This window comes from Paenibacillus silviterrae (assembly GCF_030167925.1).
GTDB classification, from domain to species: domain Bacteria; phylum Bacillota; class Bacilli; order Paenibacillales; family NBRC-103111; genus Paenibacillus_G; species Paenibacillus_G silviterrae.
Genome location: NZ_JASKUT010000001.1, coordinates 4,429,988 through 4,456,460, shown reverse-complemented (window position 1 = coordinate 4,456,460; position 26,473 = coordinate 4,429,988). Strand labels below are relative to the sequence as shown.

Here is a 26,473-nt window from a genome sequence, read left to right as displayed (position 1 = left end):
CTTAGCTCGTAAACGGACATGTACCGGTTAGAATATGCTCGTTTACCAGACACACTGCACACAAAAAACTGACCTTAAGAACATATGCCTCCTTAAGCCCTAACCTTTACCCACAGCAGCGACACTCGCATAAACCCTCTGCCAGCTCGCACTCATCTGCTCCAGATGAGGACTCGCCTCCACATCCATGTACTGCAAAACATCTTCCCTCTGCTTCCCAGCAGCCTTCCCCCTGCTACTCCGCCGAGGAGCATCCTTCTCGCTATCATTTTTTTTCCCTCTCGCCATCTACTTCCACTCCCCCTTACTTCCCAATCCACTCACGTCTTAGAGAAAACAACTCCCGCAGCTCGCCCGTAGACATCTCAGTAACCCAGTTCTCGCCCGCACCTACGATCTGTCTACTGAGGCCGGATTTCTTCTCGATCATCTCGTCGATCCGCTCTTCCAGTGTGCCCAGGGTGACAAACTTATGCACCTGCACGTTGCGCGTCTGTCCGATCCGGAACGCACGGTCTGTGGCCTGGTTCTCCACAGCCGGATTCCACCACCGGTCGAAGTGGAACACGTGGTTGGCCTCCGTCAGGTTAAGCCCTGTTCCCCCGGCCTTAAGGGAAAGAATGAACACCCCACTGGCCTCATCTCTTGAACGGCCCGAACCAGGCTCCTGGAACTGTGCGATCATCTCATCCCGCTTCTTCTTCGGTACGCCACCATGCAGGAACGGCACCGCCTGTCCGAGCTCCCGCTCCAGAATTCCCTGAAGCAGCATACCCATCTCCACGAATTGCGTGAAGATCAAGCATTTATCGCCTTCCGAACGAAGCTCGTCAATCATTTCCAGCAGCCGTGTGACCTTCGGTGATCGGCCTTCCTCTTCTCCTAGCGTCGCGGCGCCTTGCTCCTTCAAATACAGTGCAGGATGATCGCAGATTTGCTTCAGCTTGGTTAGGGTGGCGAGAATCAATCCCTTTTTCTCCATGCCGGTAAGCTCATCGATTCGATTCATTAACGATTCTACAACGTTCTCGTACAAAGAGGCCTGTTCCACGCTCAGGGATACGTACGCCTTGCTCTCCGTCTTATCCGGCAGATCGAGCTGAATGGCCGGATCCTTCTTAACACGCCGCAGGAGGAAAGGCCGGATCAAACGCTGCACTTGCGCCACAAGCTCCGTATCCCCACTCTTCTCAATAGGATTGACGAATTTATGCGCAAATTCATTCAAAGTGCCCAAGTACCCCGGATTCATAAAGTCAAAAATGGACCATAGCTCGGTCAGCCGATTCTCGATCGGTGTTCCTGTCAACGCGATCCGATGCCCTGCCTCAAGCTTTCTGATCGCCGAGGATTGCTTGGTGTAGGCGTTCTTGATATTTTGTGCTTCATCTAGTCCGATCGACTGCCAGCGCACCGAGGAGAGCTCCTGCTCGTCCAACTGGGCAAGGGTATACGAGGTCATCACAAGATCATACCCCGCTATCGAAGCTGCAAAATCTTCCCCCTTCGCCCGCTGCGGCCCGTAATGAAGGTGTACACGCATCGACGGAGCGAAGCGCTCCAGCTCCTTCTGCCAGTTCCCGAGGACAGAGGTCGGGCAGATTAATAGGGCAGGGGCCGTCTGAGGACGCCCAGCCGCCTGATCCTGCTCCTTTGCCCCTAGGAGATACGCTATGAACTGTACGGTTTTACCAAGGCCCATATCGTCAGCTAGACATGCCCCAAGTCCGAACCTACGCATGAACAACAGCCAAGACATCCCTTCCTTCTGATACCTGCGTAGATCCGCTTGAAGCATCGCAGAAGGCTCCGCAATCGGAATGCGCTCCGTCTGCTCCAACTGATGCATGATTTCGGCTACGTGCTTGTTCAGCTCGACTTCGATCCGAAGCAGCTCCTCCTGCTCACCACCATCCTGTGCCCCCTCAGGGGTTCCGAGCAAATGAAGCTCCATGACCTCCCGGAAGGTGAGTCCGTCCTTCTCCACCCGCTTCATGGCCTGCTGAAGCTGCTTCAGGAAGGCAGGGTCGAGCTGAACCCATCGGCCGCGGATGAATAGAAGCCGTTTTTTCTCCGCCGTAATCTGCAGAAACTCTTCTTCGCTGAGCTCGACGCCCCCCATGGCAATTTTCCAATCGAATTGAATGATTTGATCGAGCCCAAACATGGAGCTGCGAGCCGAGCCAACAGACGATTTCAGCTTCGCCTTGAGCCGCGGCTTCTGTCTCTTCAGCTCTTCCCACCACGCAGGAAGCATAACGGAATACCCCGCCTGCAGCAGCTTCAGACTGCCCTCGTTCAAGAAATCCCACGCCATTTCATCGCTAAGGTCGCTCACGACTTCACCCGATGCACTCTCAAGCTCCGGCAGGATGCCTAGCAGCCGCTCTAGATGCCCAGGAATCCGCTTTTCAACCTGTTCCTTCCATTCCTCCGGAAGCTGCGTTACCGCCAGGACATCTGCCACTCCCGGCTCCGACTCCACCAGAAATCCGGCTCTCTGCTTATCCTGCAGTACGAGACGAAGGCGCCAATCCTCCAAATCCGACCCGTCAGGTTCAACCAACTGGAAACAGGTGCGAAACGGAACCTCATCCTTTTTCCACTCGACTGCGGTTAACCATTCATCTTCACTCAACATAAATCCGCTGACACGCGTCTCGCGTTCTTCCTCGTCCAATTCTTGCAGCTGCGGCACTTCCGCAACAAGCTCCTCCCAAGCTTCGGTTACACTAGCCTCCTCGCGAATCAGCTGCACAAGAGCCGAGCTAAACCATGCGTCCACATCTATCAACATCCCGGACGCCTGCTCCCGCAGCTCCGCGAACGCCCTCTCCTTCTCTTCCGGCAGCATCAGCCTCCAACCGGGGGTACCCTTCTGCCAAGACTCGCTGTCCGGGACATACCAGCCCTTCTCAAGGGCTTCTAAGAAAACCCGTGCTGCATGACCTGCTAATTCCAACCCACCGCTCCATTCGACAGGCAGATGCAGCATCGCAGCTGGAGCCGCCAAATACTCAGCCGCCGCCCAAGGTGAGAGAAGAAGCGCATGCTCGAGCTCTTGAACTCCCTGCTTCAGTGTAGCTCCATAGAAGCTGCGATGATGCCATGCAAACAAACCAACCCGCAGCTCATGAACAGGCAAACGTGCCCCGTTCTCGCCTTCAGCCCACATTGCCCATTCTCCGCTCTCCAGCTGCCGGCCTTGCACCTGAATCGTCCTGATTCCTTGCATCAGCTCTCCCCTCCCTTCTTCAGCTTGCCTAGCTCCTCCTGAAAAGCACGCAGTCTTGCATACTTCTGCGTCAAATGCTCCAAATACTTCTCCCAACGATCAGTTTGCTTAAGAGAACGATAATGCTGCCTCAGCTTCCGCAACAAGCGGATCGCCGTTTTGTAGGCTTGTCTATTTTTCAAAGCGATGTTCTGCTCCGCACTAAGATGATACCAAGGCAGCAGCAGCTCCCTTTGCTTCGTTTCGATTTCCTTGAAATCAGCCACCCGGTAATCGAGTGGCGAATAGCCGGCGGCCATGTTCATGTCGATCCATTCCCGGTACTGCCCCCGTTCCATCAGGTACGTGGTGTAATAATCGTGGCTGCCCGGCAATGCTGCAAACACTGCTTGCCTCCACTGGCTCTCTACAGGACGATGCTCCATCAGCTTCTCCCAGAACGAAAAATAAACGGGAATCACCCCGGCCCCCGTATGACGAGTTTTGGGCAGCAGCCATTCCAACCACATCTGCAATCGGTCCCAAGTACCTGAGTGCACCATCCCGTGAAGGTATGGAAAAAGAAAACCGAACGACTTGCTGTACATGCTTCCGATCAGCCTCATAGCACGCTGGTCCTCCTGTACCCGCATCTCGAAGAACAGCAGCGCCAGCTTTAATCGGTCGGTATAGTGAGGAGAATCCGTTCCCGTTGTTTCCTCCAGGGCTTGATGCAGTCTCTCGATTTCCTTGTCGACCAGTGCCTGTACCTGTGGCGTAAGCAGCAAGCCCCATATCATCGCATACACGTCCGACCAGTACATATAGCTTGATTCTCTGGGAAAAGCATAGGCGGCCAAGGATTTCGCCGTCCCCTCTGCAAAGGACAATACGAGCACATGGCCAGACCCTCCATTGAGCTCATGAAGTCGGCTGGAAATCTCATCGTAGCATTGATTGGCGATCCTTTTATATTGATCCACCAACTGATAGTAATGACCGTAATGGTAACGATAATGATGCTGCTGAACCGAATCCGTCAGCCTCATAACAAACAGATACACCTGGATCTCATATATAAGTCGATAAGCTGGCTCCCACATCTCCGCGATAGGATGAAGCTCCTCGGTAATCTGCGGAAGCAGCTTAGGCAGGTCATGGGGCTTGGCAAAGCGTTCCACTCGATAACGGCTCTCAAAGTAACGCTGCCACTCAATCGGCATGCCTTGCTCACTAGGAGGAGGGATCATCTCTTCCTTGGAAACCGTCGCCGTTCTCCCCTTCGCAGAAGCCGCAGATAGCAATGGTAACCCCCGGCTTGCCATCAGCTCGTTCAGTGCGTTCATCGCATCGGTCGTACCTCGGACAGACCTTTGTCCCCACGCATTACCTCCCGGCTTCAGCAGCTTATAAGGATCCATCCCCAATTTCTCGCATAATTCAAAGATCAGGGCAGCCATATGCTTGCAGTAACCGTCATAAGGACAATCGCACTCGCTTTGCGGCAGCTTATTCAGGTTGACCTCCACATTATACACATCCGTACCGGCCACGCTACCATAAATAACTCCGCTTTCTTCATAATCCGCCGATAAGACGGCACCTCTCTGGAAATAAGCCCAGCCCCGCTCCAGAATGGAATAGGAAAAATAACGATAAACCAATTGGGTCAGCTCCGCCATGGTCAGCTGCACGATCTGTCACCTCCGTTCGGCATTTTGTTCGCATAACCTATATTATAGCATGCAGAGCCGTGACAGCATACAAAAAGGCAGCACCCCCGTTACCGGGAATGCTGCCCTTGAGCAGGGTCGGATATTAGAATCCGCCCATGCCACCCATACCACCCATGCCGCCCATATCAGGCATAGCAGGCTTATCTTTTTCTGGCTTGTCAGCGATAACCGCTTCAGTTGTCAGGAACATAGCCGCAACGGAAGCTGCGTTCTGCAATGCGGAACGAGTTACCTTCGCAGGGTCAACGATACCCGCTTCGAACATGTTCACCCACTCGCCGGATGCTGCGTTGTAGCCGATGCCTACAGCTTCCTTCTTCATGCGCTCAACGATGACGGAGCCTTCTTGACCTGCGTTAGCAGCGATCGTACGTACAGGCTCTTCCAGAGCGCGCAGAACGATGTTTACGCCGGTTTGCTCGTCGCCGCCTACTTGTACTGCCGCTACAGCATTGTATACGTTCACGAGGGCTGTACCGCCACCGGATACGATACCTTCTTCAACCGCTGCGCGAGTTGCGTTCAGAGCGTCTTCGATGCGAAGCTTGCGCTCTTTCAGCTCAGTCTCTGTTGCAGCACCTACTTTGATTACTGCTACGCCGCCAGCAAGCTTAGCAAGACGCTCTTGCAGCTTCTCACGGTCGAAGTCGGAAGTAGTTTCTTCCAGCTGGGAACGGATTTGGGATACGCGTGCGCCGATATCCTTCTTGTCGCCAGCGCCATCAACGATGATGGTGTTTTCTTTCGTTATGCGAACTTGACGAGCGGAACCGAGCTGGTCAGGACGAGTAGATTTCAGCTCGAGGCCGAGCTCCTCTGTGATTACTTGGCCGCCGGTCAGAGCAGCAATATCCTGCAGCATAGCTTTGCGGCGGTCGCCGAAGCCAGGTGCTTTTACCGCTACGCATGTGAAGGTACCGCGCAGTCTGTTCACTACGAGTGTAGCCAGCGCTTCGCCTTCTACGTCTTCAGCGATGATCAAGAGCTGCTTACCGGATTGAACAACCTTCTCCAGAACAGGCAGGATCTCTTGGATGTTGCCGATTTTCTTATCTGTGATCAAGATGAACGGGTTCTCAAGAACAGCTTCCATCTTGTCAGTGTCAGTAATCATGTATGGGGAGATGTAGCCGCGATCGAACTGCATACCTTCTACAACTTCCAGCTCCGTAGCGAAGCCCTTGGACTCTTCTACGGTGATAACGCCGTCCTTGCCTACTTTTTCCATAGCTTCGGCGATCAGTTGACCAACTTCATCGTCAGCAGCGGAGATCGCAGCAACTTGAGCGATGGATTGCTTGCCTTCGATTGGCTTCGCGATGTTCTTCAGCTCTTCTACAGCTGCTTTAACCGCACGATCGATCCCTTTGCGAACGACCATTGGGTTTGCACCTGCAGTAACGTTCTTCAGACCCTCGCGGATCATCGCTTGAGCAAGAACAGTAGCTGTTGTTGTACCGTCACCGGCAACATCGTTTGTCTTCGTAGCTACTTCTTTAACCAGCTGCGCACCCATGTTCTCGAATGCGTCTTCCAGCTCGATTTCCTTCGCGATGGTTACACCGTCGTTGGTGATGAGCGGGCTGCCGAACTTTTTCTCCAAAACTACGTTACGGCCTTTAGGACCAAGTGTTACTTTTACGGCATTCGCAAGCGCGTCGACACCACGAAGCATCGAGCGGCGAGCTTCTTCACTGAAACGGATTTCTTTAGCCATTGTGTAGAACCCTCCCGATTAATTGGATTGTGTATTTGGTCGTTCGCATAATTCGTTAAGTATGTGGAAAACTGGATTTACGGAATCTTTTCCCCTGTCAGTTATGCCAAGATCGCGAGGATGTCGCTCTCACGCATAATCAGCAGCTCGCGGCCGTCGAACTTTACTTCGGTACCGGCGTACTTGGAGTAAATGACGCGGTCGCCTTCCTTCACTTCAAGCGGAATGCGCTGTCCGTCTTTGAGTGTACCGCTGCCCACAGCTACGATTTTGCCTTCTTGCGGCTTTTCTTTCGCCGTGTCTGGCAGGACGATACCGCTTGCTGTCGTTTCCTCCTTAGCGATAGCTTCGATTACTACGCGATCACCCAACGGTTTGATCATGAGAAAATAGCCTCCTTTAAATTGGTGGTTCAGTGTTTGCAATTTTATTAGCACTCTTAACTGTTTAGTGCTAACAACACTTTTTATAATAATGATTTTGGAGATATTTTGCAAGTGGTTTTCTCTACTTTTTCACACCTCCTACATTGTCCCCATGGATTGGTAATTTATTCACTCGGTAGCTGCTCTTACATAACGTACTTTCATGCCGTTATTCATACCACGAAAGCTCATGCAAGCCTCCATCCGCCTCATTAGCGCACCTGCGTGCCGTTATCTTCTCCTCAAGTCCTGTAAAATCCAGCAGTAACGGCACGCCATGCCGCTATTTAACTCTCCCTTACTGAGCCAACGGGATAAGCACCGAAGGCCCCACGTCCACCCCAATACATAAGAAAAGCTTCTATCGAAGCCCTCTCGGAGATGTACATTCATCAAAACTTATAAATTCTAATGTTATAACAAAAAAGCCCTAGAATCATCATTCTAGGACTCTTCCCTATTCCGGTTAGCCGGATCCAACTGTTCCCGCTCCCACTCTATATCCTGCTTCAGCTGCTTGCGGTAAATGATCCCCGACATGATCACACTGAACTCATACAGCAAAATCATCGGCAGCGAAACGAGAATAGCCGAGGTGGCATCTGGAGGCGTAATCATCGTCGCTACCACAACGAGCAAGAGATACGCATAACGACGAAGCTTCTTCAGCAGCACCGGATTCAGAATCCGAAGCTTCGTCAGAAACATCACCACTAGAGGCAGCTCAAACAAGAGCGACAGAGGAATCAAAATATTGAACATGAAAGAAAAATACTCCGAAATCCCGTACGTTTCCTGCAGGTGAAGCTTTTGCGTAATTGTTGAAGTAAACAAAAACGCCATTCGGAAAACGACGAAATACCCGAACGCCAATCCGATCAGAATCAAAACGAACGCGAACGGAATATACAGCAGCGTCGCCTTTTGCTCCGCCGGCTTCAATCCGGGCTTCAGGAAAGCCCATACCTGATACAAAGTAAAGGGCAGCGTAATAATGAGCCCCGTAACCAGTGCAACGTTCATGTAGATTTTAATCGCATCCCACGGATTAAAGACATTCAAGCCGATTTGATCGGCCGGCGGGATGCTCTGAAGATAAGTGATCAGCGGCTGGGCATACACAAGCCCTACAACCATGCCGACGACCAGAACAAGAAGCACCCAGATGATGCGCTTGCGCAGCTCGCCCAGGTGCTCTACAAGAGACATGCCGTCTTCCTGATGTTCCATGCGAAGTTTCACCAACCCGTTATGTTAAAATGGTGCCTCCCAAAAGCGTCAATCCGGCAAACGGCGGTTATCGGGCGCAGGCTTCTCCGGCTGTCCCGCAGCAGCTTGCGGCAGCTCTGCAGACGGTTGAGCCGGGGCCTCCGCTGCCGGCGGCGTCACATCCTTGCGCGGCTGCGGCTGGGACGGCTGCTCCGTCTCATCCGTGGACATCAAATCCCGGGCTCCCTGTTTAAACTCCCTTAGCGTACGACCCAGAGCACGCCCGAGCTCCGGCAGCTTCGCCGGGCCGAATAGCAGCAGCGCGATCAAGGCAATCAGCAAAATTTCTCCAAACCCTAAATTTCCGAACATGACTTTCCTTCCTCCTTCCCGTGAAGCAGAGGCGTTAGCATCCGAGCAGTCCGCCATAGCCCATTTCCGTTATATCCGATCGAACAATGGTTTCCCCTGCACATATTCTCGGCAATAAAACATCAAACGACGTATAAGGATCATGCATAACACAGCCGGGCAGCCCCATGATCGGGACCTCCCCTTCGAGGTATCCCATCAGCAGCATCGACCCGGGAAGCATCGGCGTGCCGTAGCTTACAATTCGGGCGCCGGCCTGCTTAATCGCTCCAGGCGTCCGATCATCGGGATCCACCGACATCCCGCCCGTCACGAGAATCAGATCCACGCGATCCTCATGAAGAAAGCGATGGATCTCCTGCACGATAACATCGCTCTCGTCCGGCGCAAGCCGCTGGTCCACCACCTCGGAGCCGAGCGCCGCAACCTTTTGCTTCACGACGGGACCGAATTTATCCGTGATCCGTCCCTTAAACACTTCGCTGCCGGTGGTGATGATTCCGACTCGCAGCTTCCGGAACGACTTGACCTCCACAAGAGGCTCCCCTTCGCCCGCAGCGGCAATCCGTTCCGCTTCCGCGATCCAGGCCTCCTCCATCACAAGGGGAATGACCCGAGTCCCCATGAGTGCTTGCCCCGGTTGAACCACCGTATTGGTCCTAATCGTCGACATAATGATCTGATCCAGCGAATTGACTTGATCAATAAGCTGCTTGTTGATTTTCGCCAAGCCGTGGATCGTCGATCTCAGCGTGATTTTGCCCTCATGGGGCTGAGTCAATTCGACATGCTTGCCCTGCGCGGCCGCCGCCAAACGCAAGGCCGCCTCATCCTCGTGCAGATACCCTTCCGCCAGCTTCAATGTGTAGATATGCTCCTTGCCAATGCTTAGCAATGCCGGTATATCCTCTTCCGTGATCACATGCCCTTTACGAAACAGGCGCCCCTTGAAGGTACCGGGAAGGATCTGCGTCAGATCATGAGCAAGGACCATGCCGATCGCGTCCTCCACCTTGACCTCCTGCAGCATGGCGTCAGGCTTCATTGCCGTGGTCCCCTTCCCGTCCGGTCAGGATGCCCAGCGCATGCGGAAGCTGATCCATGATGGCCAGCAGATTCTCCGAAACTCCCTTCGGACTTCCGGGGAGATTGATAATCAGCGTACGGCCGCGAATCCCGGAAACGGCCCGGGACAGCATGGCTCGAGGCGTCTTTTGCATCGAGATCATACGCATGGCCTCAGCGAAGCCCGGCGCCTGTCGGTCGATAACCGCCAGCGTAGCCTCCGGCGTCACATCGCGAATCGCAAGACCCGTGCCGCCGGTCGTCAGAATCAGATCCGCCCTGAAATAATCGGTCATCTCGATCAACGCGGCCATGATCTCATCCTTCTCGTCGGGCACAACGCGGTACTCGATGATTTCCCCATGAATCTCTTCTTCAATCAGCTCCCGGATCACCTGTGCACTAGTGTCTTCTCTTTCTCCACGGAATCCCCGGTCGCTTGCGGTTAAGATAGCCACTTTCCAGCGCATAAGCCTGCTCCTCTCCAGAATGTACTTCCTTTATCTAGTCTCCTAAATGGTAATCCCCGCTCTTCCCGCCGGTTTTCGTCACCAGCAGCGTCGGTCCGATCTGCATCCCCTTTTCCGCCGCTTTGCACATGTCATATACAGTGAGAGCAGCAGCCGAAACGGCTGTGAGTGCCTCCATCTCCACACCGGTTAATCCCTTTGTTTTTACCGTTGCTTCAATATATAGCTCATTCGTCCCGTTATCGGCAAAACTGACATCCACTCCGGTCAAAGAGAGCGGATGGCACATTGGAATCCAGTCGGAGGTTTTCTTAGCAGCCATAATGGCTGCAACCTGAGAGACCGCCAGCACATCCCCTTTGCCGATGCGGCCCTCCTTAATCAAGGCCAACGTATCCGGCCTCATCGTTACCGTAGTCTTCGCTGTAGCCGTACGGCTTGTTTCCTGCTTCTCCGAGATATCCACCATCCGTGCGCGGCCTTGCTCGTTAAAATGCGTTAAATCCGACATCCTAGCGCACTCCTCAGTCTAAAATTTCGAAGGCAGCTGCCGGTTCGGGGTTATCACCCTAGATTCCGTAATCAGCTCGTCGATGCGAAAATCAAACAGTCCCATCGGCACCTCGCGAATGATTTGCTGCTCGAAGGCCGCTGCAATAATATAAGGCTTCGGCAGCCTTGATCGAACATACTGCTGCATGAAGCGGTCGTAGAAGCCTCCGCCGTAGCCAAGCCGTCCCATCCGCAAATCAAAGGACAAGCCCGGCACCAGCGTGACGTCAACCTGCCTTAGCTCCGTCACCTGCGGCAGCGACATTCGCGGCTCCCGGATGCCCCAGCTGCCCTGCTCCAGATCCTCATAGGAACGTATCTCGTACAGCTTCATTTGCTTGTTAGCCGGAAATACCCTGGGAACCACGACACGAATCCCGCGCTTCCAGCACGTTTCCATCACCGGCGTGACATCCACCTCGGTTTTGACCGGCATATACGTAAACAGCGTCGGACGGTGCCCCAGCTCCCGCTCCGCCTCCGGCCGAAGCAGCTCCCCCAGCCGCTCCATCACCTTCCTGCTGATCAGAGCGGATTTGCTGCGGTGCTCCTCAGCCGTCAAAGCCGCCCGCCGTGCTTCCGCTTCCTTTCTCAGCTCGATTTTGCGTTCTTTGATATTCATGTAAGGTCTTCCTTTGTCTAAGTCGGTCTATGGTTTCTTATTAGTGTAACATACATTGCTTCGTTCGGAAAATGCACCTTGGGCCCCTCCAAGAAAAAAGCCGTGATTTATGGTACACTCTTAATAGATTTGTCAGAATTGGGGGATTAGGTACATGCTTTTGCAGGTGTCTGGAATTACGAAGAGCTACGGAGTCAATACCGTGCTTTCTAATATATCGCTCCAAATCGAGCCGAGGGAACGGATCGGTCTTGTCGGCGTCAACGGGGCGGGGAAATCTACGCTGCTGCAGATCATAGCAGGAGAAATGTCATATGATAGCGGCGATATTTTTAAAGCGAAGGAAACGAAGATCGGCTATCTAAAGCAGAACAGCGGCTTGCACTCGGATCGCTCGATCGAAGCGGAAATGCGCAGCGTATTCGCTCACCTGCTGGATACGGAGGCGGAGCTTCGCAAGCTGGAGGAGCAGATGGCGGACCCGGCTGTGCTGGCTGATGAGAAGAAGTACGAGGAGACGATGGGGCGTTATGCGGCGCGCTCGGAATGGTTCCGGGAGCAAGGCGGCTACGAGATGGAAGCCAAAATCCGCGGCGTACTGCACGGAATGGGCTTCGGCGACTTCGATCCGGGTACTCCGGTCAACACGCTGAGCGGCGGGCAGAAGACACGGCTGGCACTGGCCAAAATGCTGCTGCAGGCACCCGACCTGCTTATGCTTGACGAGCCGACGAACCATCTGGATATCGCTACGCTCACCTGGCTGGAAGGGTATCTGCGATCCTACAGCGGCGCCATTCTTGTCGTATCACATGACCGCTACTTCCTGGACGCTCTGGTCGGTGCAATTTATGAAATCGAGCGTACCACCTCTCGCCGATATACAGGGAACTATTCCCGCTATGTTGAGATTAAAGAGGCCAACTACGAGGTTGAGCTGAAGCATTATGAAAAGCAGCAGGAGGAGATCGCGAAGCTGGAGGACTTCATCCAGCGCAATATTGTACGTGCCTCCACCACAAAGCGGGCGCAAAGCCGCCGGAAGATGCTTGAAAAGATGGACCGGATCGATAAGCCGCTGGGAGATTTGAAGCGCGCCAGCTTTGCCTTCGAGGTCGAGCAGATGACCGGGCGGGATGTGCTGCAGCTGGAGCATGTCGCTGTCGGCTATGAGGAGCATAAACCGCTTTCCCGAAACATTTCCTTTGAGCTGAAACGAGGCGAAACCGCGGCACTGATCGGTCCGAACGGGATAGGCAAATCGACGCTCCTTAAGGCGCTTATTGGACGGCTGAAGCCGCAAGCCGGTTCGATTCATTGGGGAGCTAACGTGAAGATCGGCTACTACGACCAGGAGCAGACGGGACTCAATCCCCAGAATACGATTTTAGATGAAGTGTGGAGTGCTTTTCCTCATGTGGAAGAAGCGCGGATCCGATCGGTACTGGGAAACTTCCTGTTCAGCGGCGAGGATGTATTTAAGAAGATCAGCTCTCTCAGCGGCGGTGAGAAAGCGCGGGTGTCTCTGGCCAAGCTCATGCTGGAAAAAGCGAACGTGCTGATCCTGGACGAGCCGACCAACCACCTCGATCTCTATAGTAAAGAAGTGCTGGAATCGGCTTTGATCGATTATGAAGGCACCCTGCTCTTCATCTCTCATGACCGTTACTTCTTGAACAAAATGGCCGAGCGAATGCTGGAGCTGTCGCCGCAAGGGGTATCTGCGTATTTCGGCAACTATGACGACTATGTGGAGAAAAAACAGGAACTCGCCGAAATGGAGCTGCTTCGCCAGGAGCAGGAAGCGGCCAGACGCAGTGCTGCTGCCGGGGTAGCAATGACCTCGGCACCGGCTGCGGGCAACGATTACGAGGCGGGCAAGCAAGCCAAACGCGAGGAGCGAAATCGTCAAAGGCGTTTGGAGCAGCTGGAGCAGCAGATTGCGCAGCTGGAGTCCGACATCGGCGAGCTGGAGTCGGAGCTGACGAAGCCGGATGTGTATAACAACTATGTCCTTGTACAAGAGAAGAATGAGTTGATCGAGAAGAAAAAAGTGGAGCTCGCGGATTGCTACGAGCAGTGGGAACAGCTCGCAGAATAGATGAAACGGAGGATCACGATCCGCTGCACTTCGCAGCGTGAATCGCGATCCTCCGCTATTTTTTCAACAGAAACAACCACGGTTCGCCTCAATCCCGTTTTATCGACACCCCGCGACAACGGGCTGCTCGGCACTATCCACAGGTGTACAACTTTCTCTACATTCCTCCAGCGGTTCCCTTCCTCTTGTTGATAAGCGTCGAACGGCAAGGGGAAGCAGCTATTCAACCGGTTGATATGACAAGCTTTCTCCTGCCTTGACCGCAAATGACAGCATCCCTCGGACGTTTCTTGGACTCGTACCCACACATGATCCAATAGTGGCAATCACAGACAATATCCACAAGATTATCCCCAGAAAAAGATGTCATTTTCCCTAGAAAAAACAGGCTTTTTCTTTGAATCCACAGCCTTATCCACATTATCCACAATTGAGCTGTGAAAAACTATTCCCATCCCATCGGGATAAGTTTATCCTCCAATTCCGCTTTGCAGCGGGCTTTTTCAGACTTACCCACATTATACACAGGGGCTGTGGATAAGTCGTATCCACAGCCCCTGCAGCTTCCTTTTAGGATACGCTTGCCTTTACAGCCTTTTCCATGCTTCCCTCCGCTGCCGACCGTTGTCGATTGTAGTCTCTCGCAGCCTGATTGCAGGCAGCCATAAAGGCATGCGCCGCAGCGAGCAAAATATCCCGATGCTCCGCGACCCCGCGATAGCTCTTTTCTTCGACCATTATCGTAATGATCGCCTCTCCGTTCGCCTCTTCCCCGGAGGACAAGGAGTACAGCTCCAAATCAGAGAACTTGACATCAAACGGAAGCGCCTGCTTGATTCCTGCAACCACCGCCTCCACCGGCCCGGCGCCTGTCCCTGTGTACACTGTTTCCTGCCCGGTGGCGTGGTCTGCGATTGTGCAGGAAGCCATACGATGACCGGTATTGCCAGTCACCAGCTGAACGGACACCAGACTATACGGCTCCAAGGATACATTGACCGCATGACCGACCAGTCCCAGCAGCTGATGATCGTGAACCACCTTCTGGCGATCCGCCAGCTCCTTGAAGGCTTCGTACACTTCCTCGACCTGTGTTTCAGTCATTTCTACACCGAATTGGCCGATCCTGTGCTTAATGGCATGACGGCCGGAATGCTTGCCCAAAATAATCATGCTGCGGGGGATGCCCAGCTTCTCGGGATCCATAATCTCATAGGTGCTGCGGTTCTTCAGCAAGCCGTCCTGATGAATGCCCGCTTCGTGCTGGAAGGCATTCCGCCCAACGATCGGTTTATTGAAGGCGATCGGGAAGCTCATCGACCGGCTTACCATTTGCGACGTTTCGTAAATATGCTCGGCGCGAATGCCTGTCTCCACGCCCATCGCCTCACCGCGAGTCTCAATGGCCATCACCAGCTCCTCCATAGAGCAGTTTCCGGCACGTTCTCCTACCCCGTTCACCGTTACTTCGACGTGAGTAACGCCGTTCTGAATGGCTGCCAGACTGTTGGCTACGGCAAGACCCAAGTCGTTGTGGCAATGGGCGCTGTATTCCACCTTATCACCGCCGCGGACATTTTTCCTCACCCGGGAGAACATGGCGCCGTACTCTTCCGGAAGTGCGTATCCGACCGTATCGGGGATGTTAATGATCGTAGCGCCTTCTTCGATAACCGCCTCGATCATCTCGAACAGGAACTCATCCCCGGTTCTCGTCGCATCCATCGGCGAAAATTCTACGCGGTCCACGAACTGCTTGGCGTGAGCTACCATCTCGCGGGCCATTTGAATCACCTGCTCACGCGATTTGCGAAGCTGGAAGTCCAAGTGGATGCTTGAGGAGGACAGGAACATATGCAGCCTGCGCCGCTCCGCATCCTGGGTCGCCTTGACCGCCGCATCGATATCGCCTTTCACTGCTCGAGCGAAGCCGCAAATTTCTACGCTGCGGATTTCACGTGAAATTTGCTGCACCGCGGCAAAGTCCCCCGGGCTAGAGATCGGAAAGCCCGGCTCGATTACGTCTACGCCCAGCTTTGCCAGCTGCCTTGCGATCACAATTTTTTGCTCCGGCCTTAACATGGCGCCCGGCGCTTGTTCCCCGTCTCTCAAAGTGGTATCGAAAATGGTAATTTTACGTTTATGGTTTGTAGATGTTGTGCTTGTCATAGGATATTCCTCCTTGGAATTTTGGGTCATCTATGCAAAAAAGCCCGCCGTCTCCTGAATAACTCAAGAGACGACAGGCTCTAACCTACCGCGGTACCACTCTGATTGACTCCTACGTGCAGTAAGAGTCCGCTCAATCCCCGTATCGTGGGGCGAATCCGTCATAACCTACTTAAGACTTCGGCCGATGCGCGCTATCCGCCGAGTCTCCTGTTCCGTTATGCCGCTCCCGGGCGAGCTTCAAGCTTCCTGCCTACTGCGTCGCACCACCCCGCAGCTCTCTGATAAGCCGATCCGCTTTACTACTCCCGTTCCTCGCGTTAAAATTTTTAGTTAGCTTACGTGGAGATGATTGTTTTTAGCAGCGACTTTTGACGAAGTCAACGGAGCGCTAAAAATAATCATCGAAACATCAAAAAAACCTGCCGCCTCTTATAAACATAAGAGACGACAGGCTGATCAACCTATCGCGGTACCACTCTTGTTGCCCCGCATTCTCATGCGAAGCCCCTCAGCGTGCCATCGGCTGACTGCTCCGATCCGCACCGCCCGATCACGGGGGCGACCCGTTGAGGCTTACAAAGCACTCCCGCTAGCAGAGAGTCCCTTCAGCTTCACCGCTCCCGGGCGAGGTTCACCGATTCCTTGACTGCGTTGCACCAACCCGCAGCTCTCTGGCAAGGAAGATCAAGTTACTGGCTCCCGTTCGTTGCGTTTACAGATATTGTTTGTGATTATAGTATGCACATGAACGAAAGTCAATACATCATTCCGCCCTTTTCATAAAATTTAGAAAAAATGTAAAAAGCCCCGATGCTCGAATCCATTCGAACACCGGAGCTAGTAAACCAACCTGGATTAGTGACCGGTCAAGAAGAAATAACGGGCCACGATCAATACCGCCAAAACCCACATCAGCCAATGTACACGGTACTTGCCTTTGCCGCCCAATTGAGCAGCGGTTGCAAGAACCACATACGTCACGATACCGAAGGAGATCCCGTTGGCGATGTTATATGTGAAAGGCATCAGGGCAATCGTCAGGAACGAAGGAATCGCATAGACGAAATCCTGGAAATCGATTTCCTTTACAGCTTGCATCATCAGCACGCCGACTACGATCAGAGCAGCCGCAGTAGCCGAGCCCGGAACCAGAGCGGCAATCGGAGCCAAGAACAGGGCAAGCAGGAAGCATACGCCTGTCGTTACCGCCGTCAAACCTGTGCGTCCGCCTTCAGCAACACCGGCAGAGCTCTCTACGAAAGCCGTCACCGTACTGGTACCGACCAGCGCACCGGCGCTGACGCCGACGGCATCCACCATCATCGCCTTGCCGACCTTCTTGTTGCCTTCTTCCTTGTTCTTCATGAAGCCGGCGCGGTTGGCCGTACCGACCAGCGTACCGAACGTATCAAACAGCTCTACGAAAGTGAAGGTCAAAATAACGGAAATAATCCCCGCATTCATAATACCGGCAAAATCAAAATGACCGAAGTTCAACATTCCAAAATCCGGAACCCAAGTCGTCTTAGGATCCGATAACATGCCAAGGTTCACTTGGCCCATGAAGTAACCGATCACTGTCGTAAGCAGGATCCCGATCAGAATCGCGCCGCGCACCTGCAGCACCATCAGAATCGCTATCGCCAAGATACCAATGATGGTCAGAATGACAGCCGGATTGTGCAGACTGCCCATATGAATGACCGTTTCGAAGCCCAGTACGTCCGTATATTGATGCGCAGGAATCGGATTTTGCGACTCCACGGCAACCGTCATGATGCCGCTGTTCTTCAAACCGATAATCGTAATAAACAAACCGATACCGACTGTAATCGAATGCTTGATGCTGTCAGGAACCGCAACGAGCAAAATTTGGCGAACCTTCGTCACCGTCAGCACGATAAAAATCAAACCGGACAAAAATACAGCCGTAAGAGCCATTTGCGCTGTAAATTGACCTTGGGAAGATAACACAACCGTAGCAAAATAAGCATTAAGTCCCATCCCCGGAGCAAGCGCCACCGGAAAGTTCACGAACAAGCCCATCGCAATCGTCATCACGCCTGCCGCGATTGCTGTGGCCAAGAACACCGACGTCCAGTCGAGTCCTGTCGCCCCGCTCTTAAATGCACTTAAGATGTCCGGGTTGACGGCCAGAATATAAGCCATCGTCATGAACGTGGTGAGACCGGCCATAATCTCGGTGCGTACCGTCGTGCCGTTCTCCTTTAGCTTAAAAAACCGATCCATTCCTCAAATCCCCCTCAGCGGTTTGTGGAACAACGACAAAAACCCAGGTTTCGTATGCCCCTGGGCTCCCCAAGCAAAAAGAAAGCTGCACACGCCCCATGGCGGTCCACCATTCTTCTTCTTGTTCGTAGCCAGATCATTTACGGTGACCTCGTAGAAACTCCCAGGCCGATTCCCGGGATTATACGAAACTGTTATTCCCTTATTTTTCAACACTTATTCTAAGAGTCATGACGAAATTTGTCAACGAGTTTTTCCGAACATTCGTGTATTCCCATGCTCTTCCTGTTCGGAAAAAGAAAGACCCAGCCGCTCCTTACGGAGAGACTGGGTCCGTTACGCTATTCCCACTCGATCGTTGCCGGCGGCTTCGAGGTAATATCGTACACTACGCGGTTGACGTTGTCGACTTCATTCACAATACGCACGGAGATTTTCTCCAGCACATCCCATGGAATGCGTGCCCAGTCGGCTGTCATCCCGTCGATGGAAGTCACCGCGCGAATGCCGACGGTGTAGGAATAGGTCCGGGCATCGCCCATAACACCTACACTCTTCATGTTCGGCAGCGCCGTGAAGTACTGCCAGATCTCGCGGTCGAGGCCGGCTTTGGCGATTTCGTCGCGCAGGATGGCATCCGAATCGCGAACGATTTTCAGCTTGTCCTCGGTTACCTCGCCCAGTACGCGAATCGCCAGACCAGGACCTGGGAACGGCTGACGCCATACGATCTCAGGAGGCAAGCCGCACTCTTCCCCTACCTTGCGGACCTCATCCTTGAACAGCGTCTTCAAAGGCTCTACCAGCTTAAATTTCATGTCCTCCGGCAAGCCGCCGACATTATGGTGCGACTTGATGGTTTGGGCGGTTGCCGTGCCGCTCTCAACAATATCCGTATACAGCGTACCTTGTGCAAGGAATGCAAAGTCGTCGAACTTCGCCGATTCTTCCTCAAACACGCGGATAAATTCGTTACCGATAATTTTGCGCTTTTGCTCCGGATCATCGACACCCGCGAGCTTGCTCATGAAACGTTCGCGAGCATCGATCTTCACAACCGTCAGACCGAACTTGCCGACGAAGGTTTCCATGACGCTTTCGGCTTCGCCCTTGCGCAGCAAGCCGTGATCGATAAACATACAGGTCAGCTGGGACCCGATCGCCTTGTGAATCAGCATGGCAACAACGGAGGAATCTACGCCGCCGCTTAGCGCACACAGCACCTTCTCTTGGCCAACCTCGGCACGAATGTCCTTCACCGTGTCCTCAATCCACGTCTCCATGCTCCAGTTGCCCTCGCAGCCGCAGATGCGATAGAGGAAGTTGTGAATCATTTCGTTCCCGTAGACCGAATGGCGAACCTCCGGGTGGAACTGTACCGCAAACATCCGCTTCTCCGGATGGCTCATCGCCGCTACCGGAGCATGCTCCGTGCTGGCATCCACCACGAATCCCTCCGGCAGGTTTACGACGAGGTCGCTGTGACTCATCCAGACCGTTTGCTTCTTGTCAAGACCGTGCACCAGATGGCAGGCATCGTTGAAATCCACTTCAGCCTTGCCGTACTCCCGCTTGCCTGCACGTTCCACCTTGCCTTGCAGCTGGTGCGCCATCATCTGCATGCCGTAGCAAATGCCGAGGATCGGCAAACCCAGGTTGTAGATTTCAGGATCTACAAGAGGGGAGTTCTCCCCGTACACACTGGCCGGACCACCAGAGAAGACGATCCCTTTCGGCTGCAGCGCTTTGATTTTCTCCACAGGCGTGTTGTAAGGTACGAGCTCACTATACACACCCATATCCCGGATCCGGCGCGCGATCAACTGGTTGTACTGTCCGCCAAAGTCGAGCACCACAATAATTTCATTCGGCTTGTCCATGATTTCCTCCACTTGTTTATATTTGTTCTTCCCATGAGTAACGCCTAGCGTTCTGAGACGCTGCGTTACCCTTCGGTCATGCGAAGCGGTATAGAGCCAAAAGCGATATACGTTCAATATGACTAAATTCAATAGACAATATTATAAGCTTCCGCTTCTTAAACAGCAATGCCCACCCGGGAAAAAGTATACGAAGGTATGTTCTTCCTGTTGATATCTGGATAACTCCGACTTGCGTGCAGGACAATGGGAGATGGGGATAAGCTTGATTGAAGCGGTCGCTGCCTCGTGTGGATATGTGGAGAGGATGGCGATTCCAGTGAGCAAATATGGATGTGGGAATATGGAGATTAGGCGGCGTGCACAGGTGGATAATCCGGGGGGTGGTTGATGAGGGTGGAGGAGATTTTGGGCGTGGTGGTGGGGAGATAGGTAAGATTGGCGGAGGAAGGCTGGGGCTGCTGGATTGGTGTGATAGCGCCGGAGGAGGCTGGATGGCTGGATTGGACCCTTTCTTCTAACTGTAAAATGTACATTTATTATTGCCTATTTCCCTGCTCCCACGGTGAATAGATGCATAACTGCAGCTAGAATAAAAAGTGGACACATCGTTAAGTGAAGTTAGATAATTAACTTAGCAAAGAACAATGAGGTGTCCACCATGGGAGATCAACGGCAGCGTTACAATGAAGAATTTAAAAAGCAGACAGTCAAATACGTACAAGAACAGACCAAGACGGTGCCGGAAATCGCGGCGGAGCTGAACATTCCGGCAGGAACAATCCACAACTGGATGTCTCAGTACCGTTCATTTGAAAATGAGCCGCTAGCCAACCCGGAAAAGCTTCGTCAAATGAAAGAAGAATTGGCAGCAAAAGAACGCGAAGCCAAGAAAAAAGATCAGGAGATAGCCGATCTCCAGGAGGAGCTGGCCATTTTAAAAAAGGCTCTGCACATCTTCAGCAAAGAAAAGAACTAAGGTTCCAGTTCATTGAAGATCACCGCTCCGAATTTCGAATGGAGAAGATGTGCAAAGTGCTGCAGGTATCCAGGAGCGGGTTTTACAAGTGGCAAACGGCTACAGCAAGTGAGCGAGAGAAACGGAAGACGAAGGTGATGGAGCGGATTTCCTACCATTTTCACGACTCTCATGGAAGATATGGCAGCCCCAAGATCACCCGTTTACTATGGGCTGAACAGTTTAAGATTTCAGAGCGCACAGTCAGTCTCTACATGAAAGAGCTAGGGCTGCGTTCGTGCGTTTCTCGAAAATTTAAGGTACAGACAACCGACTCTAACCATGATCTGCCTATCGCTCCAAACATCCTGAATCAGGAATTTGATGTGAAGAAGCCAGAGAAGGTCTGGGTAGCAGACATTACCTACATCCCTTGCCGAGAGGGCCGATTGTACCTTGCCAGCATCTTAGACTTATGCACGCGTGAGATCGTCGGCTGGCGCCTTTACGATCGAATGACCACAGACTTAGTTGTAGACACGTTACAAGCCGCCTATGAGGCCAAGAAACCTCGGAAAGGGCTCATCCATCATTCAGACCGCGGTTCACAGTATGCCTCAGATGAATACCGTAAGAAGTTGAAGGCTTACTCAATGAAAGCCAGCATGAGCCGAAAAGGGAACTGCTATGACAACGCTTGTATCGAGTCATTTCACAGCATATTAAAGAAGGAGCTTATTTACCGCACCAAGTTTAAAACGAAGCAGCAGGCTTATGAAGCCATTTTTCAATATATTGAGTTCTTCTACAACCGTAAGCGAATCCACAGTGCAATCGGTTATGTATCGCCGGTTAAATTTGCTGCGCGTTTTAAGAAGGCTGCTTAAGGGTTCACTTAACGGAGTGTCTACTTTCTTGACAGAGGTCCAAACATACATGTATTCAGCCCAATTGGCCGTTCCTTATCCAAAACACGTGAAATTAGAAGTGCATAATGCATCAAATTCCATAGAAAGCTACAGTAGGCTAGAATTTACCTGCAGGAAATACATCTACATCCCATTCCCAAAAACCAAAAAAAGAGGAGCCCTAGGCTCCCCCAATCCGGCAGGATCAATTTTTAGATGCTTTGTACCGTTTCAGCTGCCGCCATGCCTCGTATAAGCTGCGCCGATTCACCTGAGAGCATCGAATTCCCTCCCGCTCGTATCGCAAGACCTCCAGCTGCCGAATAAAATGCAGCCAAGCTTGTCGAGAGGACTCCTCCTGCCCGGCATGCATTGCAGCGTATTCCCGCAAGGTTTGCGTATTCGAACTGCGCCCATAGGTACGTTCAATCCGCTTCCAAAGACGTTCGCCGTAAAGGAGAAGCGCCCGGTGCCGTAAGCTGACGAAAAAGAGCTGAGGCCCCATGTCACCCTGCAGTTGAACCGCTCCGGCAGCAACAGTCTTCCGCCAATGCCGCCAAGAAAAGGCCAAAAGCAGAAGCATTCCCATCACCGGCAGCAGCACCGTCCCTGCCATAACGTAGACAAGATCGCGTTTGCCAAGCGAAGCGATGTAGAACATTGCTCTGTCGGCAGCTTCTGCAGCAAGCACGGCTGCCTGCCTGACAAGCGGGGCTAGTCGTTGGACCATAGTTCCCTCTGAGCCGTTAGCTGCAACTGTGGCACTAGCGTTTGCCGAAGCCGTAGAGCTTACTTTGGTGGTGGCTGCCGCCACGGCTGTCAAAGCCTGCGTTCCGTCACCGGTTAACGCTCCCCCGGAGAAACCGGGCGTCGGCTCGAACGGAACCCATCCGTAGGACGGAAAATACACCTCCACCCAAGAATGAGCATCCTTATTACGCACTTCAACCGTGTATTGCGGATTGCCGTCCCTCTGCTCGATGTTGCTGACATCCCCTGGAGCGAACCCCTTGACCCAGCGGGCCGGCACACCCGATGCACGCAAGAGCACGACCATAGCGGAGGAAAAATGATCGCAATAGCCGGCCTTCTGCTCAAAGAGAAACCGGTCGACCAGATCTTCGTCTCTCTTTGGAATCCGGGAAGCGTCCAGAGCGTACTTGTAATTTTCCTGCAAGTACCGCACGACAGCCTGCGTCTTCTCCAGCTGCGTCCCGCCGGACGACGTAATGGTCCCGGCCAAGCTCCTAACGCGTTCCGGCAAGCCGTCCGGAAGCTGCAGATACTTCGACTTCATTTCGGGGGACAGCGGTTCGGAAGAAGGAAGGACCCCCGCGGCATCCGGTGGCGTCAACACCGTAACCCGATAAGACATCATCGGGTCTACCATAGACGGAACCGTATACTTCCCGGACTCCCCTCCAAGCCAAACCCAGTCCTCCGCAATGAGACGTCCCTCCGCTGTACTCATCGCATCCACACTTATTATTTCTCCGCCGGTAAATAACTGCCGGCCCAACCGAGGATCATGGAAACGGATCTCCTGTGTAAGCAGCTCTTTACTGCGATGGATCGGGTCCTCGGGATTGGCCATGGCGGCTCCATTGAGATTTTGAACGCGGGCGCCTTCCGGCTCCGTCCAGCCGTGCCCGGTATAGTAGCTCTTGGATTCGCCTCGCCAGTAGGTCAGCCTAGGTGTTACCGCGGTAAACGCCTGCTTATCATCCAAGGTAAGCGGCTGTCCCAAGAGCGTATCATCCGTACCGTACCCCGTCCTGGCTTGAGAAGCTCCTCCCTCCGGGCTGCCGTATTTTCCCGTAACCCACTGCTCCCAAGCCCGATATGACTTCGACATATCCATAGGGCGCATCTCGGCCGGATGCAGCATGCCGCCCAAGCTCCCCAGGATGACACAAACCAGGGCAAGCAAAAGGGGAGCACGCACCCCGGTGACCTTGCGACCTTCCGAATTCTCCCGCTGATAGGTCGGTTCATCGGACCATCGCCGCCAGATCCCCGATTGAATCCAGCCCTGCAGCAGCAGCCCGATTCCCACCGTCCGGATCACCGCATACCACAGATCCAGCTCAAACATCCACTGCAGGAAGCCGAGATACCCCAGCGTGAGCAATACGAACCAGAACAAATAATGCCGCTCCAGCACAAAGGTTTGAACAATGGATATAAAGAAGGCCCAACCGGCCAAAAACAGCATCGTCCTCGTGGACGCCTCCCAAGCGCCCCAGCGGCCCTGCACGGCTTCAATGCCGTCCTGTGCCAGATCCGCCGCCCACATCTCCCACCAGACGGGCTGCAGCGCCTGCGCCCCTCCGTGCAGGTAAGCGGTGACGCTGACAAGGAGCAGTACCTTGACCGGCCAGCCGACCCAGCCCGGCGGACGCATCGAATCGACCAGCAGGAGCAGCGCGAAGGCGACAATAAAGGGACCGATCATATATACCTCGGTCACCCGCGACAGCTGACGCAGCGGATACAGCCATTCGAGCAGCAGCGAGAAAAGCAGGAAGCTCAGCGTCGCATTGCCGGCCCAGGTGGCCCGATAGCGGCGGGGCGAGCTATGCTCCGGCGATAGCATGGACACCCGCTCCTTTCGGCGGCGACGGCTCGGGAGCCGTCAGCAGCGTAACGCGGCAGCCGCAAGCTTCCAGCTGCCGCCTCCAGGCGTGCACGGCCCCGGATACCGCGCCCGGGCCGTGCACGTACACCACCTGCGCGGCGCCCCGGGGCAGCCGGCGCAGCAGCTCCGGCAGCTGCGCATCCGCGCGTGCCGTCACCAGCGTGACCGTCCCTCCGGCAGCCTGCTGTGCCTCGCGCAGCAGCAGCCCGCCCACGGGACGGTCATCGCTGCCCGGCACCGCGGCCAGCAGCTGCAGCAGCTCCGGGAGGCGCTCCCGGCGCTGCGCCTCCCACACCCGGCCTTGCCCGTCCGCGACGGCAAGGCGAACCCCTCGGCCAAGCTCAAGCGCTTGCTTGGCCAATCCCGCCGCGGCCTCGACCGCCGCCTCCAGCTTCAGCTCCGCCTCCGCGGAGCCCATGCTTGAGGCGCCTCCGGCCGCGTCCAGCACCAGGAGCAGCCGCCCGGCGGCAGGCTGCTCCAGCTCCTTCGCGCGCAGCTCGCCCGTGCGCGCACTGCTGCGCCAATGGATCCGGCGTAGCGGATCGCCTGGCGCATAAGGCCGGGTGCCGCTCACCTGCGGCACCTCCACCGGCCGCGCGTCGCCGCGGCCGCCGATCTCGCCCGCCGCCGCAGCGGCGGCAGCCCAAGGGCGGGGCAGCACGTACAGTGCCGCCGCCCCCTCCTCCAGCCTGCGCTCGAGGCGCAGCAGGCCGAAGGCATCGCCCGCGCGGACGACTACCGCGTCCGGCGCATACACGCCGCGCGACGGAGCCGTCATCCGTCCGCGGAACACCACCTCGCGGCGGCGGCCGGCCGGCACCGCGTCGCGCATGACGAGGCACGCCTCCGTCACGGCGTGCAGCCAAATGATCTCCAGCCCGATCCACGTGCCCAAGACAGGACGCCGGGCAAACCGCACCGCATAGCCGGCCTCCAGCCGTTCGCCGCGCACACAGGAGCCTGTACCGGAAAGAGCCTCCACCTGCACCTGACCGAGCCATTGCCAGACGACAAGCCCCAAGTAAGCCCATAGGAAGCCAAGGGAATATACGACAAACCAAGCCGTTTGTCCGCCACGATCCATGGCGAGCCACAGAGCGCCCGCCGTCACGATCAGCAGGCTGCCTATACGAAGAAAGTTACCCATCGGCCCGTCCCCCTAACGTCCGGCCGCTATACGCCGAATGGGAACGACGGTGCTCGCGGCTACCGAGGCCATCACTTCTTCAGCCGTACGACCTGCCAGGATGGCTGACGGCGCCAGGACCAGACGATGAGCGAGTACGGCAACGGCCAAGCTTTTTACATCATCAGGAATGACGTAGGTGCGCCCCAGAAGGAAGGCCTTCGCCTGGGCCGCCCGCATAAGCGCGATGGATGCCCGGGGACTTGCGCCTAAGGCCACTTCGGCATGCTGGCGGGTGGCAGAGGTTAAAGCGACGATATACAGCTTAATGGCCTCGTCGACATGGGCTTGCTGGGCTTCCCTTTGCAGCGCCAGAAACTCCTCCCGCAGCACGACCGCTCTTACGGCGCTTAACGGCTCCCGCTCCGACATCCGTCCGAGCATGTCCGCCTCTTCCGAAGCCGTAGGATAGCCTAGGCGGAGCTTCAGCAGGAAGCGGTCGAGCTGCGCCTCGGGCAGCGAATACGTCCCTTCAAAATCGGCAGGATTCTGCGTAGCCATAAGGAAAAAGGGCTCCGGCAGCGGGTAGGTCGTTCCGTCGACCGTGACCCGCTTCTCCTCCATCGCCTCCAGCAGCGCCGATTGCGTACGGGGGGAGGTGCGGTTCAGCTCGTCCGCCAGCACCATATGGGCCATCAACGGACCCGGCCGAAATTCAAATTCTGCGGATCGTTGATTATAGACAGAGACACCGGTCACATCCGACGGAAGCAGGTCGGGCGTGCACTGCACCCGTTTGAAATCACAATCGATCGTCCGGGCAAGAGCGCGCACAATCATCGTTTTGCCTACGCCCGGCACATCCTCCAATAACACATGTCCGCCGCACAGCAAAGCGATGAGCAGCTGATCAAGAACCTCTCTTTTTCCTACGATAACCTTCTCTACTTGATATCGGATTCTATCGAGCACCTGCTGCGGCGCTACCGATGGTGATGATGACGGCAGGGATGATGGCTTTTGCATACCGAAAATCCTCCTAAACGAGTTACGAACGA

General features: G+C 54.5%; 20 protein-coding genes, 1 riboswitch and 2 other annotated features. Of the genes, 3 read left to right on the top strand and 17 right to left on the bottom strand.

What is annotated here, in order from left to right; all coding sequences use genetic code 11:
• Nucleotides 1-99 precede the first annotated feature (99 nt).
• The 11 genes from QMO62_RS20590 to QMO62_RS20540 form a co-directional block, all read right to left on the bottom strand.
• The gene (locus QMO62_RS20590; protein WP_284643818.1) at nucleotides 100-288 is read right to left on the bottom strand and encodes a hypothetical protein; all 189 of its coding nucleotides are present in this window, start codon (nucleotides 286-288) and stop codon (nucleotides 100-102) included.
• 16 nt (nucleotides 289-304) lie between these two features.
• Nucleotides 305-3,235: a DEAD/DEAH box helicase gene (locus QMO62_RS20585; protein WP_284643816.1), complete on the bottom strand. Its 2,931-nt coding sequence runs from the start codon at nucleotides 3,233-3,235 to the stop codon at nucleotides 305-307.
• Nucleotides 3,235-4,908, bottom strand: a complete 1,674-nt coding sequence (locus tag QMO62_RS20580) for an SWIM zinc finger family protein (RefSeq protein ID WP_284643814.1) — start codon at nucleotides 4,906-4,908, stop codon at nucleotides 3,235-3,237. Before QMO62_RS20580 ends, QMO62_RS20585 begins: the two co-directional genes overlap by 1 nt.
• Before the next feature lie 124 nt (nucleotides 4,909-5,032).
• Nucleotides 5,033-6,667: a chaperonin GroEL gene (groL, locus tag QMO62_RS20575; protein WP_284643812.1), complete on the bottom strand. Its 1,635-nt coding sequence runs from the start codon at nucleotides 6,665-6,667 to the stop codon at nucleotides 5,033-5,035.
• A gap of 101 nt (nucleotides 6,668-6,768) precedes the next feature.
• Nucleotides 6,769-7,050 (bottom strand): co-chaperone GroES, encoded by a 282-nt coding sequence (gene groES, locus QMO62_RS20570; RefSeq protein ID WP_284643811.1) that lies wholly within the window; start codon nucleotides 7,048-7,050, stop codon nucleotides 6,769-6,771.
• A gap of 486 nt (nucleotides 7,051-7,536) precedes the next feature.
• Complete coding sequence (gene tatC, locus QMO62_RS20565; RefSeq protein ID WP_284643809.1) at nucleotides 7,537-8,322, bottom strand: twin-arginine translocase subunit TatC; 786 nt, start codon at nucleotides 8,320-8,322, stop codon at nucleotides 7,537-7,539.
• 48 nt (nucleotides 8,323-8,370) lie between these two features.
• Nucleotides 8,371-8,673 carry a twin-arginine translocase TatA/TatE family subunit gene (gene tatA, locus QMO62_RS20560; RefSeq protein WP_284643808.1) on the bottom strand — a complete coding sequence of 101 codons (303 nt, stop codon included), beginning with the start codon at nucleotides 8,671-8,673 and terminating at the stop codon, nucleotides 8,371-8,373.
• A 34-nt stretch (nucleotides 8,674-8,707) separates the two neighbouring features.
• Nucleotides 8,708-9,718 (bottom strand): molybdopterin-binding protein, encoded by a 1,011-nt coding sequence (locus QMO62_RS20555; protein WP_284643806.1) that lies wholly within the window; start codon nucleotides 9,716-9,718, stop codon nucleotides 8,708-8,710.
• Complete coding sequence (gene mog, locus QMO62_RS20550) at nucleotides 9,708-10,208, bottom strand: molybdopterin adenylyltransferase (protein ID WP_284643805.1); 501 nt, start codon at nucleotides 10,206-10,208, stop codon at nucleotides 9,708-9,710. Before mog ends, QMO62_RS20555 begins: the two co-directional genes overlap by 11 nt.
• Before the next feature lie 34 nt (nucleotides 10,209-10,242).
• Complete coding sequence (moaC, locus tag QMO62_RS20545; RefSeq protein ID WP_284643803.1) at nucleotides 10,243-10,719, bottom strand: cyclic pyranopterin monophosphate synthase MoaC; 477 nt, start codon at nucleotides 10,717-10,719, stop codon at nucleotides 10,243-10,245.
• An 18-nt stretch (nucleotides 10,720-10,737) separates the two neighbouring features.
• Nucleotides 10,738-11,382 (bottom strand): 5-formyltetrahydrofolate cyclo-ligase, encoded by a 645-nt coding sequence (locus tag QMO62_RS20540; protein ID WP_284643801.1) that lies wholly within the window; start codon nucleotides 11,380-11,382, stop codon nucleotides 10,738-10,740.
• Between the two features lie 154 nt (nucleotides 11,383-11,536).
• Between QMO62_RS20540 and QMO62_RS20535 the strand changes: the two genes are divergently transcribed.
• Nucleotides 11,537-13,483: an ABC transporter ATP-binding protein gene (locus tag QMO62_RS20535; RefSeq protein WP_284643799.1), complete on the top strand. Its 1,947-nt coding sequence runs from the start codon at nucleotides 11,537-11,539 to the stop codon at nucleotides 13,481-13,483.
• Nucleotides 13,484-14,053: 570 nt separating this feature from the next.
• On the opposite strand, the gene QMO62_RS20530 is transcribed toward QMO62_RS20535, so the two are convergent.
• From QMO62_RS20530 to guaA, 3 genes are all read right to left on the bottom strand, one after another.
• Complete coding sequence (locus tag QMO62_RS20530) at nucleotides 14,054-15,652, bottom strand: 2-isopropylmalate synthase (RefSeq protein WP_284643797.1); 1,599 nt, start codon at nucleotides 15,650-15,652, stop codon at nucleotides 14,054-14,056.
• A gap of 63 nt (nucleotides 15,653-15,715) precedes the next feature.
• Nucleotides 15,716-15,977, bottom strand: a binding site (T-box leader).
• 115 nt (nucleotides 15,978-16,092) lie between these two features.
• Nucleotides 16,093-16,371: a binding site (T-box leader), on the bottom strand.
• Between the two features lie 139 nt (nucleotides 16,372-16,510).
• Entirely contained in the window at nucleotides 16,511-17,905 is a 1,395-nt protein-coding gene (locus QMO62_RS20525; protein ID WP_284643796.1) for an NCS2 family permease, read from the bottom strand.
• Between the two features lie 108 nt (nucleotides 17,906-18,013).
• A riboswitch (purine riboswitch) is annotated at nucleotides 18,014-18,114 on the bottom strand.
• Nucleotides 18,115-18,246: 132 nt separating this feature from the next.
• Nucleotides 18,247-19,785 (bottom strand): glutamine-hydrolyzing GMP synthase, encoded by a 1,539-nt coding sequence (gene guaA / locus QMO62_RS20520; protein WP_284644991.1) that lies wholly within the window; start codon nucleotides 19,783-19,785, stop codon nucleotides 18,247-18,249.
• Nucleotides 19,786-20,446: 661 nt separating this feature from the next.
• Between guaA and QMO62_RS20515 the strand changes: the two genes are divergently transcribed.
• Nucleotides 20,447-20,764, top strand: coding sequence for a transposase (locus QMO62_RS20515; protein WP_284641113.1), 318 nt, complete (start codon nucleotides 20,447-20,449; stop codon nucleotides 20,762-20,764).
• Entirely contained in the window at nucleotides 20,650-21,630 is a 981-nt protein-coding gene (locus QMO62_RS20510) for an IS3 family transposase (protein ID WP_348651718.1), read from the top strand. Before QMO62_RS20515 ends, QMO62_RS20510 begins: the two co-directional genes overlap by 115 nt.
• 226 nt (nucleotides 21,631-21,856) lie before the next feature.
• On the opposite strand, the gene QMO62_RS20505 is transcribed toward QMO62_RS20510, so the two are convergent.
• From QMO62_RS20505 to QMO62_RS20495, 3 genes are read right to left on the bottom strand one after another with little or no spacing between them, the layout of a single operon-like run.
• The gene (locus tag QMO62_RS20505; RefSeq protein ID WP_284643794.1) at nucleotides 21,857-24,247 is read right to left on the bottom strand and encodes a transglutaminase-like domain-containing protein; all 2,391 of its coding nucleotides are present in this window, start codon (nucleotides 24,245-24,247) and stop codon (nucleotides 21,857-21,859) included.
• On the bottom strand, nucleotides 24,228-25,436 hold the full coding sequence (locus QMO62_RS20500) for a DUF58 domain-containing protein (RefSeq protein ID WP_284643792.1): 1,209 nt from the start codon (nucleotides 25,434-25,436) through the stop codon (nucleotides 24,228-24,230). The genes QMO62_RS20505 and QMO62_RS20500 overlap by 20 nt, the downstream gene beginning before the upstream one ends.
• Before the next feature lie 12 nt (nucleotides 25,437-25,448).
• On the bottom strand, nucleotides 25,449-26,441 hold the full coding sequence (locus QMO62_RS20495; protein WP_284643790.1) for an AAA family ATPase: 993 nt from the start codon (nucleotides 26,439-26,441) through the stop codon (nucleotides 25,449-25,451).
• Nucleotides 26,442-26,473 lie beyond the last annotated feature (32 nt).